Genomic DNA, 13,922 nt, shown 5'->3' with positions numbered 1-13,922 from the left:
GGTACGTGTGCCTAGGACACTTCGATGACTGCCTTCAGCGTACGGCGCTCGGTCATCGCGTCGTACGCAGCGGGCGCGTCTTCGAGGCCGACTCGTAGGTCGATGATGACGGTCGGGTCGATCGCCCCGGAGGCCACCAAACCCGTCAGCTGGTCGCGATCGCGGATCGCGTTTCCGATTGCGAAGCGCAGAGTCAGCTCGTCGGCGAACGCCCGTGCCACCGGCAGCGGCCAGGTTGATTGCTGGTGCACCCCGACCGAGACGACGGTGCCGCGGCGGCGGACCAGCCCGAAGGCGGCGTCGAGTCCGCGGGGGCCGCCCACGGCCTCGATGACGGCGTCCGCACCGCGCCCGTCGGTCAGGGCATCGATGAGGGGGCGAGCGTCCTCCGGCGACGCAACCAGGGCGCCATGCGCGTGGGCGGTGGCTCGCCGCTCCGGGACCGGCTCGACCAACACGACCGGCCCGGCCGCGCAGGCCTGCGCGGCGAGGCTGGTCAGCTGACCGACCGGACCACCGCCGATGACCGCGACGGTATCGCCCGGAGAGATGTCGCACCGCTGTACCGCCGCGTACCCGGTTGCCAGCACATCCCCGAAGAACAGTGCGGCATCGTCCGAGACTCCGTCGGCGATGGGATGCAGGACGACGTCGGCGTGCGGTACCCGGACGATCTCGGCTTGGGCGCCGGCCAGTGCGGGACCGAAAGCGTCACCGGTGCCGAAGAACTGGCGCTGGCCGCACTCCCAGTGATTGCCGTGGCGGCACCACCAGCAGTGTCCGCACGCGGTGAAGTCGGCGCCGCTGACGCGGTCTCCGGATGCGAAGGTGCGCACCGCGGACCCGACCGAGACGACAGTGCCGGTGAACTCGTGCCCCAGAACGGCACCACGGTGCAGGCCGTCGGGATGGCTGATCGTGTGCAGGTCGGTCCCGCAGATCGCCGCCCGATGCACCTTGAGGAGAGCGTCCGTCGGCTCGACGAGGCCGGGATCGGACACACTCGAGACCTCGACGGCGCCCAGCCCGGCGAACACCACCGCTCTCATGCCGGGGCCGCCATTTGCTCGAGGTCGGCCACCCGTTCGGCGATCCGGGCGGCGGCCGTGCGTACTGAGGCCAGCTCGTCCGCGGACAACGGCAGCTCGACGATCTCACGCAACCCGGTGCGGCCCAATCTGGCCGGCAGACCGACATACCCGTCGGCGATGCCGTACTGCCCGTTGGCACACACGGTGGCGGCGATGATCTCGTCGGAGTTGGTTGCCATGGCCAAGACCATCCGCGCGGCGGAGGCACCGGGAGCGAAGAACGCGCTTCCAGACTTGAGGAGTCCGACGACCTCGGCGCCGGAGTTGCGGGCCCGGTCGACCAGTGCAGTGACCTCCGCCTGCGGTATCGCGTCGGTGATCGTCGTGCCCCCCACCCGCGCTTGGGAGAGCGGGATGACCATCTCGTCGCCGTGACTACCCAGCGCCAAGGCACGCACACTCGACGGGGAGGAATCGATGGCCAACCCGGTCAACGCCTGGAACCGGGAGCTATCGAGTACACCGGCCATCCCGATGACCCGGTTGGCCGGCAGCCCGGAGGCGCGCCAGGCATGGTGGGTCATCTCATCGAGCGGATTGGTGACCACCAGCAGCACCGTGTGAGGTGAGATCCCGGCCGCGTCGCGGGCGAGGGCACCGACGATGCCAGCGTTCACCTCCACGAGATCGGTCCGGCTCATCCCGGGCTGGCGGGCACGGCCCGCAGTGATGACCACGAACTCGGCGGCCCCGGCCTCGGCGAGGCTGGTCACACCGCGGACCTTGGTGTCGAATCCGAGCAGCGCCGTCGAATGTGTCAGATCCAACGCGATCCCCGCCGCGAGCCCCTCGGCGATATCGACGAGGACGACTTCCTCGATGATGTTCGCCTCGGCGAGCTTCATCGCGGTGATCATCCCGACGTGCCCGGCCCCGACGACGACCACCCGGCCGACCGATTTCGCAGCACTCGGCAACTCGGGTCGCCTTGTGCGGGGCTCGTGCAGGGCGGCAGGTGCGACCGCTGGATGCAGAGGCGCCCCGCGCCGATACAGTGCCGGGGCCGGCGGCTTGAGCGGAGCCGGAGGCGATTGTGACCCGTTCGAGGACGGGCGGGCAAACACCGGGGCCACCGCAACGGGTGCCGGGGGCAGCGACTGGTTCGCGGTGACGGGGCTGCTGGGCGGATGTGCGCTGGCAACGACGATCGTCACTCCGCGTTCACGAGCCAATTCCCGTGCGAGCGGGGTGACGATGTCCTTCGCGCCGACAACCAGCTCGCCGGTCCCGGCGGACTGGACCGCGTCGACACCGAAGACGGTCATCGCCGGGCCTCCTCGGTCCCTTCGAGGGATTCGAGCGCGGCCACCGCGGCATCGCGGGCGGTGGCGACCTCGCTTTCGCTGCCCGCTAGGAACAGGCGACCGAACCGTCCCACGGCGCGGATCTCGATGACGTCGATGTCGGCGGCCTTTTCCGCTTCGTTCGCGGCTAGCGACACATACGCCGCCGGGGCGACTTCCATGACGAACAGGCTCGATCCGGGCATCAGCAGGGTGCCCTTGCGCCACTTGTTGAGCAGCTGCGCCTGATATCCGTGCACGTTGGTGATGAACTGGGTCGATGCGACGACCGGCTTGATGCGGTCGGTTTCCTTCATCCCGAGCGCGTCGAGCAGGGCCTCCCCGGCCGCGAGAACTTCCGCCTGGTGCTCGGAGTGGATTTCGAGTAGCCCGAATTCTCGTTCGATGATCTGCAGGGCGGGACGTACCCCTGAAGATTTCAGCGCAATGTCCGCCGCACGGAACACCTCGTTACCCGGGGCCATCTCGACGAACAGTTCCGCCATGCCGGCCAACGGCGGATCGCCGGGGCTGGTGGCGGCGATGTGCGCCGCACACTGCGGCTGCATTCGATCGATAAATGCGTACGTCCGGAGTGTTGCTGTGCCTGTCATGACGCGTACCTCGCGATTCCCAATGGAGTGATGAGCAGTGCGTGCGGATAAGCCCGCACACGCCGGCCCAGGTATTTGCTGATGGTCGTATCGGCGCCCGGAAGCATCAGGGCACCGCCGGCGAGATGGAGTTCGAGGTGCTCGGCACCTCGGGTCAGATCCCGGATCGAGGCACCGATCCGCTCGATTCCCGGTCGCAGGATCGCGAGGTAGTCGCCGCTACCAGCACGTTTGCTTTCCTCCGCCTCGGCTACGGTGACCCCGAGGGCGCCGGCAAGGATCAGATCCAGGTGGTGCCCACCGCCTGGGCGATCGTCGAGGGCGGCCAGGTTCCCGGCTTCGAAGACCCCAACCCCGGTTGACCCGCCACCGACGTCGATGACCACCCCGTCGGTCACCTCGAGGGTCTTGTTGGCGGCGCTGACCTCGTCGACCAGGATGACCTCGTCGAAGCCCGCGCCTTCGAGGACGAACCGGCAGGCCCGACTGTCGGCCTCCCCGATGCACGGGGGATAGGCGGTGGCCGCGTTCGCCAACTCGACGCCGAGTTCGTCCTCGGCGGTCGCCTTCAGCTTCCGCACGGCCGCGGCCGCGGCCGCGAAGTCCACGACGACCCCATCGCGGATGGCGCCGGTGCGGTCGAAATCGATCCACACCGGATCCCCGGCGGCATCGACCACAGTGATCACGCAGGTGGCGGTGCCGAGATCGATGCCGGTGCGCAGATCACCGTCGTGATTCGTTCGGGCGGAACGGATGCGCTGATGTGCCTGCTCGAGTGTCTGCGCGACCATCTCGAAGGACATCAGTCGAACACTCCACGCCACGGCCGGGCCTCGTGAGCGATGCGCTTGATGTTCACCAGGTGTAGCGGGGTGACGTTGTCCGAGCAGATCGACCCGCTCCACGTCCCCGTACCGATCTGAAAGGAGGGATCGACGTTCGTCGAGTACCCCATCCCACCGAAGAGGGCAGGAGTGTTGACGACGATGCGGCCGGCAGGCAGCTCTCCGAACTTGGCCACCACCGTCGGGTCGGCACTGTGCACGGCCACGGTGTGGCCTTCGCCGCCCAGCGCCAGGATCTCCCGGCACCGCCGCCAGCCCGCTAGGTAGTCCGCCTCCCGGTAGACGGTCAGCACCGGTCCGAGGATCTCACGCGAGAGCAGTGCGTGGTCGCCGACCTCGGTCATCTCGGCGGCCAGGACCTTCGTCGACGCCGGAACGGTGAACCCGGACAGCTCGGCCAGTCGAATCGCGGACTGGCCCACCGCGTTCGCGCGCAGTCCACCGCGCTCGTCGAACAGGGTCCTCGTCAACGCGGCCTGCTGATCCGAGGTCAGCCAGGTGGCGCCGGCGCGGGACAGTTCGGCGACGAATCGGTCGGCGACAGGTTCGGCGACCACCACCGATTGCTCGGCGACGCAGGCGGTGCCGTTGTCGAAGGACTTCGAGGTCACGATCATCGTCGCCGTCTCGGCGAGATCGGTAACCGTCGAGTCGACGTAGGCGGGGACATTGCCCGCACCGACCGCAATCGTCGGTTTGCCGCTCGAGTACGCGGCCGCGACCATCGCGGGACCGCCGGTGGCGAGAACCAGACGGATGCTGTTGTGGCGCATCAGCTCCCGGGTCGCCTCCAGGGTGGGCTGCTGCAGGCAGGAGACCAGGTTCTCGGGGGCGCCGGCCCGCACCGCCGCCTCCGCCATGATTTCCGCCGCCCGGGCCGAGCAGCGCGCAGCGCGGGGGTGCGGGGCGTGGACCACGGCGTTTCCGGCCTTGACCGCGGCCAAGCTCTTGAACAGTACGGTTGCCGTTGGATTGGTAACCGGGATGATCGCAGCGATCACGCCCATCGGGGAGCCCACGGCCGTGACCTTGTTCTCCTCGTCGGCCCACAGCACACCGACCGCGCGCCGCTCGAGCATCCAATCGGCTACGAAGCCGGTGTTGAAGCGGTTCTTGATGATCTTGTTTTCGTATACGCCGTATCCGGTCTCGTCGACCGCCATCCGGGCGAGTTCCTCGGAGGCGGCGTAACCCGCCTTCGCCATGGCCCGAACGATGGTGTCGAGCCACTGCTGGTCGGCACCTTCGATCGCGTCGAAGGCCTTCTTCGTGGCGGAAACCTGCGCGCGGACGTCAACCAGCGCCGCCAGGTCCGCATCGAGCGTTGCTGTCACGGTCTTTCACCTTCCATGGCTCGGTCTGGGGCGCAGACAGGTCCGTGCTGCGCCCCGATCGCGGTCGACTCTCACGCGCCCTTGGGGCGAGCCAGGTTCGACAGCACACCTTCGGTCTCGTCGTGCGGGCGCGGGATGACGTGCACGGAAACAACCTCGCCGGCCTTGCCGGCGGCGACCGCGCCGGCGTCGGTGGCGGCCTTGACCGCGCCGACATCGCCGCGGACCATCACGGTGACCAGACCGCCACCGATCTCCCGGTGGCCGAGGAGCTGCACGTTGGCCGCCTTGACCATGGCATCGGCGGCCTCGATCGCGCCGACGAGGCCCTTGGTCTCGATCAGGCCGAGTGCTCCGGCGCCCCGGGCGGGCAGGGTGTTCTGGGTGGTTGCCATGGTCTTTCCTCCATTTGTGGTCTTGCTGGGTAGGTCGGCGGATGAATTGCGCACTGCGCCAGTTTGTGTCGTCATTTCGAGTACGTAACCTCACCGTGTGTGACGATCGTGTCGGCGATCGCGATGATCGCCTGGTCGACCGGGACCCCGGCGGTGGCCGGGTCCACCCTGGCTGCGCTCCCGGACGCGACGAGAACGACTTCTTCCTGGCCGGCGCCGACGAGATCGACGGCTGCGTACGACAGCCCGTTCTCGCCGCCGGGATCGGTGTCGATATCCTCGACCACCAGAATCGTGGTTCCTCCGAGTTCGGGAACTTTGGCGGTGGCCACGACCTGGCCGACAACACGTGCGAGTCTCACCGGGTGACCGCCTCTTCTTCGGGTGTCGAGCGAACGGGATCGATGCACTCCCGCTCACCCCAAGTGACCCGGGAGTGCATCGAGGAGGACGCTACGGCGGAGCACCCCACCAGGTCGTTATCCCTCGGGGACAGCTCTGGCCCGGGTAGTTATCGCGCAGGGATGTGGCGGGCGCATCTCGGGTTCGGCAATGTGTGCGGTGACGAGGACCGCACCGGATAGTCAGACCGTGCGGCAACCGCCAGAGCCTAGGAGAGTCAGATGATCGAAGACATCGACGCCGATTTCCATACCCCCACCAGCGACGATCCGACCTGGACGGAGACGAATTTCTTCGGCTTCTACATCCCGGAAGCCACGTTGAACGTCGGAGTCTATGCGCTGTTCCGCCCGAATGTGGGCGTCGCGATCTCCACCATCGCCATGAACTCGAAGTTCGTGCAGGCACCCTGGCAGGCCGAGTACTGGGACGCCCAGCACCACCTGCCCATCCCGGAGACGCGCAACCTGCGCGACTACCGGTTGAACAACGGACTACACGTGGTCTGCCGCGAACCCAACCGGGTGTGGGACGTCGAGTTCGACAACGGCGACGACGTCTCGTTGGCCTTCCGCTACACCGCCATCGCCGACGCCTTCGACATCCACGATCCCAAGCAGGACCCGATCGTCGCCAAGCAGGCCGACGAGGGCGTGTTTGCGTGGGGCGAGGCCTACGCCGGCCACTTCGACCAGTCCGGCCATTTCGAGGGTGAGGTGAACCTGCGCGGCAAGAAGTACGCCGTCGACTGTATTTCGACGATGGACCATAGCTGGGGCTTACGCTCGGAGCACCAGGGCCACACCATGAGCTGGCTGCACGCCCACTTTTCCAAGGACTTCGCCATCCACGGAATCTTCGACTTCGATCCTACCGGCGGACCCGACGCCGCCACCGAACTCACCCTCGAACACGGCTACGTCGTCGACAAGGGTGAGCTGTACGGGTTGGCTGCTGGCCGCGGGCGCACCATCCGGGAAGGGTTCTTCGCGAAATCGGTCGAACTCGAGCTCACCGACAGCGAGGGGCGGGAATACGAGCTCCACGGCCTCGGACGGACAAGTTTCCCCTGGCAGGCCGGTCCGGGCACGGTCGGGTACAACGTGCTCGCCGAATGGCGTTCGGGCACAGAACGCGGATGGGGCGAGATCCAGGACTTCATCGGCCCCCAGCAGTTGTGCAAGATCTACAGCGCGTCCGACGCGACAAGCAGCTGACCATGTGCCGACCCGAGCCGCCGCAGGCGGTGATATTCGATCTCGACGGTACCCTCGTGCAGACCCGAGAGGCATCCTGGCGTGTCTTCGAAAAGGTCAGTGCAGCACATGATCTTGATATCACAACGGCTGAACAGTTCTACGAGATGTTCGCCAACAACTTCTTCGTCTCCCTGCGCGGGCTCTGCCGCGACGCCGAGCACGCGCGGGTCGTCGAGGAGGACTTCATGCGCAGCCTCGGCGCCGACTACGCCCCGCTGATGATTCCCGGCATGGTGGACGTCGTGAAATCGCTGGTGCCGCATGCAACACTGGCCGTTCTTTCGTCGAACGCCACTGAAGTCATCCGACGGATTCTGCGTAAGAACACGCTCGAATACTGCTTCGGGCACGTGTTCGGCGGCGACGTCGAGCCCGACAAGGCCAAGGGAATCCAGCGGTTCCTCGACGATGCGGCGCAAGGTTCCGGTCGGCGCTGCCAGGCATTCTATGACGAGTCGGCGGCCGGCGGTGCGGTCCCGGCCGGGTCGACCGCCATCATCACCGACACGGTCGGGGATGTCGAAGCTGCAATGAGGTCCGGGATCCGCGCGGTCGGGGTCGCCTGGGGTATGCATACCGAGGAACAGTTGCTCGCCGCAGGCGCGGAGTTCGTAGCGATCTGGCCGCAGGAGATCTTGGCCCATTTGTTCGCCGGTGCGACCGAGACGACAGAATGTGCATGTCCGGCGTCGCCGGCCGTAGCATTGCCGCCGTCGCTGGAGGTATCGGCACGGGTGCAGCGCAGAGTTTCCGGAGCGAAGGCGTTGCAGGCACGGATCACGCCCCACCGGCCGCTAACGCCGCAGAATCCCCAGGCCATCACCGCGGCCCCGATACCTGGAGGAGCGCCAGTCCCGGTACCTGGAGGAGCGCCAGTAGCGAACGGCGCGGAATCCGTGGCCGACAGCGAGTTGCTACTCGCTGTGCGATTGGCGATGCCATGACGCAACGGCCACACGTGCTGGTCACCAACGACGACGGGATCGACGCGCCAGGGCTGCTTGCCCTCGCTCATACTGCGTGTGAGCAGGGATACGACGTCACGGTCGCCGCTCCTCACCGGCAGGCCAGCGGCTGCGCCGGTGGTTTGACGATGTTCCTGGTCGACGAGCGCATCGAAGTAAGCCACCGGCGGCTTCCGGGTCTGCCGGGAGTCGAGGCGTACTCTGTGGCCGCGCATCCGGGCATGATCACACTCGCCGCGGTACTCGGTCGCTTCGGGCCGGTGCCCGACCTCATACTCTCCGGCATCAACGAGGGTTCGAACCTTGGTGCCGCGGTATTGCATTCGGGCACCGCCGGCGCGGCGATGGTCGCCGGCGCCCACGGCGTGACCGCGCTGGCGGCATCGCTGCACCTGGACTTCGAAATCGAGGAACCACGGACGGACGGGGCTACACGCCACTGGGACACCGCCGCGGCTGTGATCGGCGAAATCTTGCCGAACATCATGACCGCGGATGCGGGATCTGTGTTCAACCTCAACGTGCCAAATCTGCCTGTCGAGGAGGTACGACCTCTGGTCGCCGCGTCGTGGACGCTCGCTGGCACCGCGCCGACCCTGCTGCCGTTCATCGCCGACTTCGATCGGCACGCCGATGCGCTTCCGGTGGCGGAATTGCTCGAAGCCACGATCGACATCATCGAAGGGTCCGACATCGAAAGGGTGCGCGTAGGGCATCCCACGCTGTCGCTGCTGCAACTGAACGGGGACTCGGCCATCGAGTGGATCAGTCAGGTCAGCCCGTGACACGAGCACGAACAGCGCTGCTGGTGTCGCGGGTCGACGCGGCCACCGAACACTCGGGTGCAGACGCCGCCTCGGCCGCTATCCCTGCGGGATCGCGTTGCAGCCGTCGCTTCTGCGTCCCGTCGGCAGGAACGTTCCATAGGGCATACCTGATGAATATGGAGGTTAGACAATGAGCCCCGGTGCAGTTGGATTAGTCGAAACGGTCGGCTTGGTCGGCGCCATCGAGGCCGCCGACACCATGGTCAAAGCGGCCAACGTCGACCTCGTCGGATACAGGACCCTGCGCAACGGGCAAGTAACGGTAATGGTTCGCGGCGACGTCGGGGCGGTCCAGGCCGCGGTCGACGCGGGGGTAGCGGCAGCACGCAATTCCGGTGAGTTGGCGGTATCACACGTGATCGCGCGTCCCCATGGTGAAACCGAGGACGTGCTTGCCGCAGCAATACCCCACAATCTGGTAACCCCGATGTGGCCCTCGCCGCCGCGACGATGAACACCGTCAGCCCGGGGGCACCGCATGAGGTCGTGTACCGCGTCGCGGTGAGAGCGGAAATGTGGTGTTCGGCGCAGTGGTGAAACCCGGCCGGTGACGGCGACGACCTGCGCGTCGCACGTCGGTTCGCAAACGAAGCGTTTCCCGACCGACTGACCAGTCATCGTCGAGGTTGATCAGGTCGTCGGCCACGATGGCTCCGTGGGCAGGCATTGCGGTGATGCGTGTGCTGCCCAATCGCCCACCGCGAGCCTGACGGCGAACATGATCCGCAATGTCTGGACCAACATGGTCATCTTCTGCGGGCATTTCCCCGACGGCGCGGAGAAGTTCAGCGAAGCCGACGTGGAGGACGAAACGCGGGGGCAGTGGTACCTGCGCCAGATGCTCGGCAGTGCGAATTTCGAGGCGGGGCCGGTCATGGAATTCATGAGCGGGAACCTCTGCTACCAGATCGAGCATCACCTGTTCCCCGATTTGCCGAGCAACCGGCTGCGCGAGATTTCCGTGCGCGTTCGTGCGCTGTGCGAAAGGTACGACCTGCCCTACACGACCGGTTCGCTGCCCGCTCAGTACCTGAAGTCGTGGCGCACCATCGCCAAGCTGGCGCTGCCGAACAAGTTCCTCAGGGCGACCGCCGACGACGCACCCGAGACGGCGTCGGAACGTAGGTTCACCGATCCGAGGCCGCAGATCGACCCGGTCACGGGCACGCGCCGCGGGCTGTTGACAGCACTTCGCGCTCGCGGGGGACTCTGACATCGCGAGGGGCGTAATTCGAACACCGGCGCCCGCGCCGATCCGTTCGAGAATCCCGGCGGCGGCAAGGCCCACCACGCTGGGCATCGGCCCGTGAGGGCGGCACGACCGGTCGGTAGTTGCGGAGCCGGCTCGCCGCGGGCGTCGAGACAGTTCGGCGCAGCGGGAACGTCGAGCACCGTGGTGGTGAGAGGATCCGGGGGCCACCGCGCCGTATAGTGTCGAAGTGTCGGAGATACTTCGTACGCGGGCAGTCGGGTCGCGTCGTCGTCGACTGGAAAGTACCTGGCCGGTTCCCGGCCGAGGCGGGAGCGTCACACATGACGCACAGCAAACTTCGCACCATCACGAACCATCTCGGCATCGGCATCGGCATCGGCATCGGCATCGGCATCGGTACGGCTCGGGACGCCTCGCGTCGCGGGCCGCGGCGGCTGCACCGCGCCTCCCCGCCGCGCGACCGTGTCGCCCGCGAATCCGGCGCAGGAGAAATCCGTTGACTGCGGGAGAGGGACCACGGCGGGAGCCGCGACAGCGCATTCTCGACCCCGTCCGGGGCGATGAGAGGGCAGCCGCGGACGAAGCCGACGCCAAAATAACAGCGGCGCAGGGTGATCGGCAGCGCGAACACGATGCGGCCGAGCAGGAGGCGACGCGAGGAGCAGAGAAGGGCCGTCTGGAAGCTGAGGAACGTGCGCGTGTGCGCGTGCACCACGCCGAAAAGAAACGCCGTATCGAGGACCTGCGTACGGCCGGGGACGTCGTCGACGCTCGAGACGACGACGCGCGCGCCCAGCAGAGGGCCCGAATGCTGGACGATGCCGCCGAGGCGGTGCGGTCGGAGGCCGAGAACGACCGTGGACGTGGCGCGGTGAACCTGTCCTCGCTGCCCCGAACGGTGCTGCGGGTGCAGTACGCCGTGGTCCGGCTGCCGCTCGCGGTGATCGACCGGCGAGTGGTGCAGCGGTGGGGCGCGCAGGCTCCGGTGCGGCTCGCCTACGAATGGGCGCTCGGCGGACTCGATGGCGTCGTCGGCGCGCTCCTCGGTGACCATGACCTGATCGATCGTAGTCATCGGAATCGCCGGCACGCCGACATGCTGACCCGTGCGGCGGTGCTCGGCGACAGGGCGAAACGCATCCGGGTCGATGCCGCAGAGCAGCTCCCCGACCGGCTCGACGAGGCCGCCCGACACACGGCGGCGGTCCGGGACGCGACCGACGCGGCGGTGACGGAGGCCGAGAACACGGCGGTCGAGGAGACGATGCGTGTCGGTGACCGCGTCGGCGCGCAGCTGGCGCGGCGCAAGGACCGGGCCGATCGCACCGCGGACGCCCGAATCCGGGCCGCGGACGCGGATCTGGACGCGATCCATCGCGAGAGCGACCGGACATAGATCCGCCGCGTCCGAGTCATCGAGTCCAGGTTCGCTGTCGCCGGCAGGAGAACCTGGGTGCGCGATAGAAGGGTCCAACGGCGAGACTCGCACCCTCATCGGAGGCATTTCGTGCGCTGGCTGTCCATGGTTGCGTCGTTCCTGATCTGAAATATCCGGCCGATTTCGTGGCCGGGACAGGGGCGTCCGCCTATGACGCAGCAGGCGGCATCTCGCGATCGTCCCCGGCACGAGATATCAGCCGAACACGCGCAGCGGCTGAGGTTGGAGCCCGGGGATGTCTACAGGCAGGAGACGAGGACCCACGGCGATGCCGGCGTTCCGGACCTCGTCCTCGTCGCCTTCTGGGAGGACACCCGGCGAGGGCGGTTCGACGAGTAGTTGGGGAACTATGTGTTTCGTGCTAACCCGCGTACATATCAGGTTGTTGAGTCGGCGCCCTCGGCACCTGCTCCGTGTAACGTTTTCCACCGAGGTCAGCGTTGCGGTGGCCGCCAGCACCGTTGACTGGAGTTGGTATCACTCAACTAGTTTGGGTTTCCGCTGTTTGGTGAGTTGCTGCGGTCCGCTTCGGACATTCCGCGCCAGATCCCGTAGGGTTCGACCACTGTCAGTGCGTGCTCACGGCACGCGTCGATGACCGGGCATTGGTGGCAGATGAACTTCGCCACCCGGATGCGGCGTTCCCTCGCTTGCCCGCGTTCTCGATCGGGATGGAAGAAGATCGAGGAATTCATCCCGCGACACGCTGCTCGCAACTGCCCCGGCGCAGGGGCTTCGATACGAGTGCCGACACGGACGAAACGAACTCGCGCTCATGCTGATCGACGGCCGAACGGCACCGGCTCTGACGGTGGTGCGCTCGGCACCACTCGACACCGAAGGATGGGCACGGGATGCGGTGACCCGTCTCGGTGGGCGAAGATTCGTTGCCGCTCAATCGCGATAGGTTGCGGGGGGTGGGCCCGCGACGGGTCCGAGCGGTCCGGCCAGCCACCGGTCGTAGATGCGCATCCAGGTGCCGTCCGCGCGGATGCGGTCGAGGGTGCCGTTGACGAACCGCACCAGGTCGTCCTTGTACTTGTTGACACCGATTGCCCAGTGCTCTTCTCCCTCGAGTCGTGGCCCCACGATCTGAAAATTCGGGTCCTGGGTGGCGAGCCCGGCCAGGAGTGAGTCGGAGGTGCTGGTCGCGTCGGCCTGCCGTTTCTGCATGGTGACGAGGCAGTCGTCCCATTCGGGGACGGCGATGATCGTGGCCTCCGGCGCGACCCGCTGGACGGTGCCGAGCGAGGTGGTGTCGATGAAGGTGCAGACCCGTTTTCCGGCCAGGTCCGCCGGTCCGGTGATGTCGGAACCCAGCGGGACCAGAATACGTTGGAAGGCGCGGACGTACTCGGTGGAGAAGCCGACACGTTGAGCGCGTTCGCAGTTGATCGAGAAGCCATGGGCGACGACGTCGACGTCGTTGTGCTCGAGTGCGGTGAACCGGCCGGCGGAGGTGAGCAGCCGGAACTCGATCCTGGTCGGATCCCCGAAGATGTCCCGGGCGATTTCCCTCGCCATGTCGATGTCGAGGCCCTGCAGGGTGTCGGTGGTCGGGTCGCGGAAGCTGAACAGGTTCGTGTTCTGGTCGGTCCCGACGATCAACCGGCCGCGGGCGGCGATCTCGGCGAGTGACCCACCGGGCGGCATCTGCCCGGGCGGGGGCTGCGGGCCGGGCCGCAGGCTCGCGAGTGCCCCGCACGACTCGGGCGGTGGTGGTTCAGGCGGCGGATTGTTCGTGGGCGGGATGATTTGGGCGCCGTTTGTCATCGGTCGTGTGGTGTAGGTGCCCGCAACGGCCGGGGTGAGGGGGTCTGGTGCGGCGCAGCCGGCGACGACGGCGACGGCGAGAAGGCCGACGAGGTGCCGGGCACGCGGTCTCGCCCCCGGTCTCGGAAGCCTCACGTGCGTCATCAGTGGTACTCGTTCAGTCGCGGCCAGATCCCCCCGCCGACGGCGAATCCGCGGGACACGCCGATAACCATGCTACCGATGGCCAGCGTCGTCATGTCGGTCTCGATGTCCCGGTGTGCGGCCCGCCAGCCGTCGAGGGCGGTCACCGCACTGTCGATGTCGTGGGCGGCGGCGCGCCCGCGCGGACCGTCCTGTTGGGCGGCGAGCATGCCGGACAGCGCCTGCGCATGCCCCGCGTAGTCGATCTCCGACTGGTGGTGTCGGAGCCTCGTTGCATGCCCCAGACGACCATCAGTAGGTGTCTGTCTGGGGCCCAATATCGCGTTCCCGCCAATC

16 protein-coding genes and 1 pseudogene are annotated in these 13,922 nt (G+C 67.2%); 7 read left to right on the top strand and 10 right to left on the bottom strand.

Annotated features, from left to right (window positions below):
- Nucleotides 1-11: 11 nt before the first annotated feature.
- The 7 genes from RJ1_RS33170 to RJ1_RS33140 form a co-directional block, all read right to left on the bottom strand.
- Complete coding sequence (locus RJ1_RS33170; RefSeq protein WP_073366705.1) at nt 12-1,049, bottom strand: alcohol dehydrogenase catalytic domain-containing protein; 1,038 nt, start codon at nt 1,047-1,049, stop codon at nt 12-14.
- The gene (locus tag RJ1_RS33165) at nt 1,046-2,356 is read right to left on the bottom strand and encodes a malate dehydrogenase (protein ID WP_073366704.1); all 1,311 of its coding nucleotides are present in this window, start codon (nt 2,354-2,356) and stop codon (nt 1,046-1,048) included. Before RJ1_RS33165 ends, RJ1_RS33170 begins: the two co-directional genes overlap by 4 nt.
- On the bottom strand, nt 2,353-2,988 hold the full coding sequence (locus RJ1_RS33160) for a hypothetical protein (protein WP_073366703.1): 636 nt from the start codon (nt 2,986-2,988) through the stop codon (nt 2,353-2,355). Before RJ1_RS33160 ends, RJ1_RS33165 begins: the two co-directional genes overlap by 4 nt.
- Nucleotides 2,985-3,794, bottom strand: coding sequence for an ethanolamine utilization protein EutJ (gene eutJ / locus RJ1_RS33155; RefSeq protein WP_073366702.1), 810 nt, complete (start codon nt 3,792-3,794; stop codon nt 2,985-2,987). The genes RJ1_RS33160 and eutJ overlap by 4 nt, the downstream gene beginning before the upstream one ends.
- Entirely contained in the window at nt 3,794-5,170 is a 1,377-nt protein-coding gene (locus tag RJ1_RS33150) for an aldehyde dehydrogenase family protein (RefSeq protein WP_073366701.1), read from the bottom strand. Before RJ1_RS33150 ends, eutJ begins: the two co-directional genes overlap by 1 nt.
- A gap of 71 nt (nt 5,171-5,241) precedes the next feature.
- Nucleotides 5,242-5,565: a BMC domain-containing protein gene (locus tag RJ1_RS33145; protein WP_052032891.1), complete on the bottom strand. Its 324-nt coding sequence runs from the start codon at nt 5,563-5,565 to the stop codon at nt 5,242-5,244.
- Nucleotides 5,566-5,636: 71 nt separating this feature from the next.
- Nucleotides 5,637-5,927: a EutN/CcmL family microcompartment protein gene (locus tag RJ1_RS33140; RefSeq protein ID WP_073366700.1), complete on the bottom strand. Its 291-nt coding sequence runs from the start codon at nt 5,925-5,927 to the stop codon at nt 5,637-5,639.
- Nucleotides 5,928-6,188: 261 nt separating this feature from the next.
- Here RJ1_RS33140 and RJ1_RS33135 point away from each other — a divergent pair, with 261 nt between their 5' ends.
- The 7 genes and pseudogenes from RJ1_RS33135 to RJ1_RS33105 all read left to right on the top strand — a co-directional run bounded on the left by RJ1_RS33135 (nt 6,189) and on the right by RJ1_RS33105 (nt 11,627).
- Complete coding sequence (locus RJ1_RS33135; RefSeq protein ID WP_073366699.1) at nt 6,189-7,184, top strand: DUF7064 domain-containing protein; 996 nt, start codon at nt 6,189-6,191, stop codon at nt 7,182-7,184.
- Entirely contained in the window at nt 7,082-8,170 is a 1,089-nt protein-coding gene (locus RJ1_RS33130; RefSeq protein ID WP_083400780.1) for an HAD family hydrolase, read from the top strand. The genes RJ1_RS33135 and RJ1_RS33130 overlap by 103 nt, the downstream gene beginning before the upstream one ends.
- Nucleotides 8,167-8,976: a 5'/3'-nucleotidase SurE gene (gene surE, locus RJ1_RS33125; protein WP_073366697.1), complete on the top strand. Its 810-nt coding sequence runs from the start codon at nt 8,167-8,169 to the stop codon at nt 8,974-8,976. The genes RJ1_RS33130 and surE overlap by 4 nt, the downstream gene beginning before the upstream one ends.
- Before the next feature lie 172 nt (nt 8,977-9,148).
- Entirely contained in the window at nt 9,149-9,472 is a 324-nt protein-coding gene (locus RJ1_RS33120; protein ID WP_073366696.1) for a BMC domain-containing protein, read from the top strand.
- Between the two features lie 243 nt (nt 9,473-9,715).
- Nucleotides 9,716-10,231, top strand: a pseudogene (locus RJ1_RS33115) (fatty acid desaturase family protein); the annotation flags it as partial.
- 320 nt (nt 10,232-10,551) lie between these two features.
- On the top strand, nt 10,552-10,731 hold the full coding sequence (locus tag RJ1_RS33110; protein WP_073366695.1) for a hypothetical protein: 180 nt from the start codon (nt 10,552-10,554) through the stop codon (nt 10,729-10,731).
- Entirely contained in the window at nt 10,728-11,627 is a 900-nt protein-coding gene (locus RJ1_RS33105; protein WP_143049014.1) for a hypothetical protein, read from the top strand. Before RJ1_RS33110 ends, RJ1_RS33105 begins: the two co-directional genes overlap by 4 nt.
- Nucleotides 11,628-12,154: 527 nt before the next feature.
- On the opposite strand, the gene RJ1_RS33095 is transcribed toward RJ1_RS33105, so the two are convergent.
- From RJ1_RS33095 to RJ1_RS33080, 3 genes are all read right to left on the bottom strand, one after another.
- Nucleotides 12,155-12,364 carry a WhiB family transcriptional regulator gene (locus tag RJ1_RS33095; RefSeq protein WP_083400782.1) on the bottom strand — a complete coding sequence of 70 codons (210 nt, stop codon included), beginning with the start codon at nt 12,362-12,364 and terminating at the stop codon, nt 12,155-12,157.
- A gap of 199 nt (nt 12,365-12,563) precedes the next feature.
- Nucleotides 12,564-13,586 carry a glutamate ABC transporter substrate-binding protein gene (locus RJ1_RS33085; protein WP_073366691.1) on the bottom strand — a complete coding sequence of 341 codons (1,023 nt, stop codon included), beginning with the start codon at nt 13,584-13,586 and terminating at the stop codon, nt 12,564-12,566.
- Entirely contained in the window at nt 13,586-13,903 is a 318-nt protein-coding gene (locus tag RJ1_RS33080) for a hypothetical protein (RefSeq protein ID WP_143049015.1), read from the bottom strand. The genes RJ1_RS33085 and RJ1_RS33080 overlap by 1 nt, the downstream gene beginning before the upstream one ends.
- Nucleotides 13,904-13,922: the final 19 nt, after the last annotated feature.

It is taken from the genome of Rhodococcus jostii NBRC 16295 (genome assembly GCF_001894825.1).
Lineage (GTDB): Bacteria > Actinomycetota > Actinomycetes > Mycobacteriales > Mycobacteriaceae > Rhodococcus_F > Rhodococcus_F jostii.
This window is presented reverse-complemented; position numbering and strand designations above follow the sequence as displayed.

What these genes read in the sequence shown, in the direction of transcription:
- RJ1_RS33170 (WP_073366705.1), bottom strand. Translation starts at nt 1,049, where the DNA reads ATGAGAGCGGTGGTGTTCGCCGGGCTGGGCGCCGTCGAGGTCTCGAGT.
- RJ1_RS33165 (WP_073366704.1), bottom strand. Translation starts at nt 2,356, where the DNA reads ATGACCGTCTTCGGTGTCGACGCGGTCCAGTCCGCCGGGACCGGCGAG.
- RJ1_RS33160 (WP_073366703.1), bottom strand. Translation starts at nt 2,988, where the DNA reads ATGACAGGCACAGCAACACTCCGGACGTACGCATTTATCGATCGAATG.
- eutJ (WP_073366702.1), bottom strand. Translation starts at nt 3,794, where the DNA reads ATGTCCTTCGAGATGGTCGCGCAGACACTCGAGCAGGCACATCAGCGC.
- RJ1_RS33145 (WP_052032891.1), bottom strand. Translation starts at nt 5,565, where the DNA reads ATGGCAACCACCCAGAACACCCTGCCCGCCCGGGGCGCCGGAGCACTC.
- RJ1_RS33135 (WP_073366699.1), top strand. Translation starts at nt 6,189, where the DNA reads ATGATCGAAGACATCGACGCCGATTTCCATACCCCCACCAGCGACGAT.
- RJ1_RS33130 (WP_083400780.1), top strand. Translation starts at nt 7,082, where the DNA reads ATGGCGTTCGGGCACAGAACGCGGATGGGGCGAGATCCAGGACTTCAT.
- surE (WP_073366697.1), top strand. Translation starts at nt 8,167, where the DNA reads ATGACGCAACGGCCACACGTGCTGGTCACCAACGACGACGGGATCGAC.
- RJ1_RS33120 (WP_073366696.1), top strand. Translation starts at nt 9,149, where the DNA reads ATGAGCCCCGGTGCAGTTGGATTAGTCGAAACGGTCGGCTTGGTCGGC.
- RJ1_RS33110 (WP_073366695.1), top strand. Translation starts at nt 10,552, where the DNA reads ATGACGCACAGCAAACTTCGCACCATCACGAACCATCTCGGCATCGGC.
- RJ1_RS33095 (WP_083400782.1), bottom strand. Translation starts at nt 12,364, where the DNA reads ATGAATTCCTCGATCTTCTTCCATCCCGATCGAGAACGCGGGCAAGCG.
- RJ1_RS33085 (WP_073366691.1), bottom strand. Translation starts at nt 13,586, where the DNA reads ATGACGCACGTGAGGCTTCCGAGACCGGGGGCGAGACCGCGTGCCCGG.